3 protein-coding genes and 1 pseudogene are annotated in these 3,396 nt (G+C 69.4%); 1 reads left to right on the forward strand and 3 read right to left on the reverse strand.

Translation table 11 applies throughout. From position 1 onward, the window contains the following. Positions 1–268: pseudogene (locus tag A6Q79_RS17805) on the forward strand (MaoC family dehydratase); the annotation flags it as partial. 3 nt (positions 269–271) lie between these two features. Here A6Q79_RS17805 and A6Q79_RS17810 read toward each other — a convergent pair. The 3 genes from A6Q79_RS17810 to A6Q79_RS17820 all read right to left on the reverse strand — a co-directional run. Then, a complete protein-coding gene (locus tag A6Q79_RS17810) occupies positions 272–1,558 on the reverse strand; it encodes a thymidine phosphorylase (protein WP_317698889.1) in 1,287 nt (428 codons plus the stop codon). Continuing rightward, positions 1,555–1,710: a hypothetical protein gene (locus tag A6Q79_RS17815; protein WP_317698890.1), complete on the reverse strand. Its 156-nt coding sequence runs from the start codon at positions 1,708–1,710 to the stop codon at positions 1,555–1,557. The genes A6Q79_RS17810 and A6Q79_RS17815 overlap by 4 nt, the downstream gene beginning before the upstream one ends. After that, the coding region (locus A6Q79_RS17820) for a TonB-dependent receptor (RefSeq protein WP_317698891.1) at positions 1,701–3,396 on the reverse strand (1,696 nt) is incomplete at its 5' end. The genes A6Q79_RS17815 and A6Q79_RS17820, both read right to left, overlap by 10 nt.

Consider the following 3,396-nt stretch of genomic DNA (forward strand, 5'->3'; position numbering starts at 1 on the left):
CGGCTACCTCACGCTCTCGATGGTCCCCTGGTTGGGCAGCGAGGTCTTCGCCCTCGACACCCCCGGCGCCAAGCTCAACTACGGCGTCAACAAGGTCCGCTTCCCGAACCCCGTCCGCGTCGGCAAGCGCGTGCGCGCCCACGTCGCCATGGGCGAGGTGACCGACCTGCCGGCCGGCAAGCAGATCACCCTGCGCTACACGATCGAGATCGAGGACGAGGCCAAGCCGGCCTGCGTCGCCGAGACGGTGGTCCTGCTGCTGGCGTGAGGGTCAGCTGATCCGGTCGAGCAGGATCGGGCCGGGCTCGTACGCCGACCCGGCCGGCTCCACGTCGTACCCGCCCTCGAGGCTGGCCAGGGCGCGGTCGAAGCGCTCGGGCTCGTCGGTGAGCAGCGTCATCAGCGGCTGGCCCTCGGTGACCTCGTCGCCGGGTCGCGCGTGCCACACGACGCCGGCACCGGCCTGCACCGGATCCTCCTTACGGGCGCGGCCCGCGCCGAGGCGCCAGGCGGCCATGCCGACCGCCATCGCGTCGAGGCGGGTCAGCACCCCGGTGGTGGGCGCGGTGACCACGTGCGACTCCTTCGCGGTGGGCAGCTCGGCGTCCGGGTCGCCGTCCTGGGCGCGGATCATCGCCTTCCACACGTCCATCGCCGAGCCGTCGGCCAGCTTGTCGGCGGGGTCGACGTCGTCGCGACCGGCCCCGGCGAGCATCTCGCGCGCCAGCGCCACGGTCAGCTCGACGACGTCGGCCGGGCCGCCACCGGCGAGCACCTCCACCGACTCGGCGACCTCGACGGCGTTGCCGGCGGTCAGCCCCAGCGGCGTGGACATGTCGGTGAGCAGGGCGGTGGTGCGCACGCCGGCGTCCTTGCCGAGCGCCACCATCGTCTCGGCGAGCTCGCGGGCCCGCTCGAGGTCCTTCATGAAGGCGCCGGTGCCGACCTTGACGTCGAGCACGAGCGTGCCGGTGCCCTCGGCGATCTTCTTGCTCATGATCGACGACGCGATCAGCGGGATCGCCTCGACGGTGCCGGTGACGTCGCGGAGCGCGTAGAGCTTCTTGTCGGCCGGCGCGAGCCCGTCGCCGGCGGCGCAGATGACCGCCCCGACCTCCTCGAGCTGGCGCATCATCTCGTCGTTGGACAGCGCCGCGCGCCAGCCGGGGATCGACTCGAGCTTGTCGAGGGTGCCGCCGGTGTGGCCCAGGCCGCGGCCGGAGAGCTGGGGCACGGCCACCCCGCAGGCGGCGACCAGCGGGGCCAGGGGCAGGGTGATCTTGTCGCCGACGCCACCGGTGGAGTGCTTGTCGGCGGTGGGTCGCGACAGCGAGGAGAAGTCCATCCGCTCGCCGGAGGCGATCATGGCGGCGGTCCACCGCGAGATCTCCTCGCGCTCCATGCCGTTGAGCAGGATCGCCATCGCCAGTGCCGACATCTGCTCGTCGGCGACGTCGCCACGGGTGTAGGCGTCGACCACCCAGTCGATCTGGCTGTCGCTCAGGGCACCGCCGTCCCGCTTGGCGGTGATCACCTCGACGGCGTCGTGCTGGCTCATGCGTCCCTCTCCTCCCGGCGACCGCCCGATGCGGTCACCTCCACTCGTCGGTGCCCGCGCAGCACGAACGTGCCCCGGCTCTCCGGCTCCCCCACGAGGGCCAGGCCGGGCAGCCGCTCGAACAGCAGCGCCACCGACTCGGTCAGCTCCATGCGCGCCCGTCGAACTCGTCGGGCCGCTCGAAGACGGCCGGGTCGCGGTTGGCGGCGCCCAGCAGGGCGCTGACCTTCTGGCCGGGCTCGACCACGATCCCCCCGGGCAGATCCACCTCGGCGGTCGCGGTGCGCTCGAAGAGCTGCAGCGCGGAGTCGAAACGCAGCATCTCCTCCACGCACGCGGCCACGTCGACCCCGGGGCGCAGCCCGCGGCGCAGCATCGCCACCAGGCCGTTGCCGAAATCATAGGACACGAACGCGCGGTGGATCAGATAATCGTCGACGAAATATTGCGAGCGCTGCGCCATGTTGCGCTGGCTGGTCGCGAAGCTGCCCTGATAGGTCAGGCCATAGCCGATCTGCAGCCCGAACGGCAGCGTGTAGGTTGTGAACAGGCTGCCAGAATGTTTCGGGGTCTGGATCAAGCGGTCGCCCGCCTGCGGGTCGGGCAGGGCGGCGCTGTTGGTGCAGGTGCCGCCGCCGGGGTTGGCGAGGCAATAGTCCGACACGCTCTGCCGCACCGTTCCGTCGAGGTAGGTGTAATTGGCGAAGATCGACCAGTTGGGCGTGATCGCGCCGGTCAGGCCGAGCGCGAAGCCGTCGACGCGCGACTTGCCGTCGAGCACCTGGAGCGAGCTGGGCAGCGAGGCGTCGTTCGACGGCACGCGGTAATTGCTGCGTTCGTTGCGGAACAGCGCGGCGGTGAGCAGCAACTTCTTATCCAAGAGCTCGGCCTTCGCCCCGATCTCGTAAGTGCGGCCGGTTTCGGGCGCGACGTCGCAATTGGTGCCGCAACCGAGCCGGACCGTCGCCGACGACGGCGTCTTGCTGTTGCCGTAGGCGGCATAGAGGCTGACATTTTCGACCGGGTGGAACACCGCGCCGACGCGATAGGAAAAGAGATTTTCGTCGCTGATCTGGTCGGCACCGCGGGTGTAGACAGCGCCGGTCGCGGGCGTCGTCACCGTATCCGCACGGAACTTGGCGCGCGAATTTTCATAGCGCAGCCCTGCGTTCAGTTCGAACATCGGTGAAAGCTCGAGCGTGTCGAAGGCGTAAATCGCCCAGCCGCGCGTATCGCCATAGCTGTTGCCGGTGCGGACATAATTGACCGGGCCCGACCAATAGGTGTCGGGGTTCGCCAGGCTGATCGGCCCCTGCACGGGATTGGGCGTTGCGCCGCCGGCGTTGCGCAGCAATTGCGCGACCTCGATCGAATAATCCTCCTGGCTCAGCGAGCCGCCGATGACGAGCGTGTTGTGGACGCCGCCCTTGGTGCCGCTGACGATCGTGAGGTCGGTCTGGTTGTAGAGCAGTTCGTTGAGCTGATCGCGGACCAGTCCGCGCGGCCCGGCCGGGTAATAATTGCCCGCCATGTCCTGGCCGCTGGGGCAGGGGACGCCGACGGTCGCATCGGGCGTCGCGCCGATCGGCTGCAGGCCGCTGGCGAGGCAGAAGACACCCTGCGGCGCGCTCGTCTGGCTATATTGGTGGACGCGCTGCCAGCGCGTGAGGTTGCGGATCGACACGGCATCGCTGAACGCGTGACGGAAGGTCGCGGTGAAGCGGTCGACCTTGGTCTTCTGTTCGTCCAGATTGACGATGCCGAAATAGGAGCTGTCGTCGACGCCCGGCAGCGGGCCGTCGTTCACGCCGCTCAGGAAATAGGGGACGCCATAGATC

Source organism: Aeromicrobium sp. REDSEA-S32_B7 (assembly GCF_001626145.1).
Taxonomy (GTDB): Bacteria; Actinomycetota; Actinomycetes; order Propionibacteriales; family Nocardioidaceae; genus Aeromicrobium; species Aeromicrobium erythreum.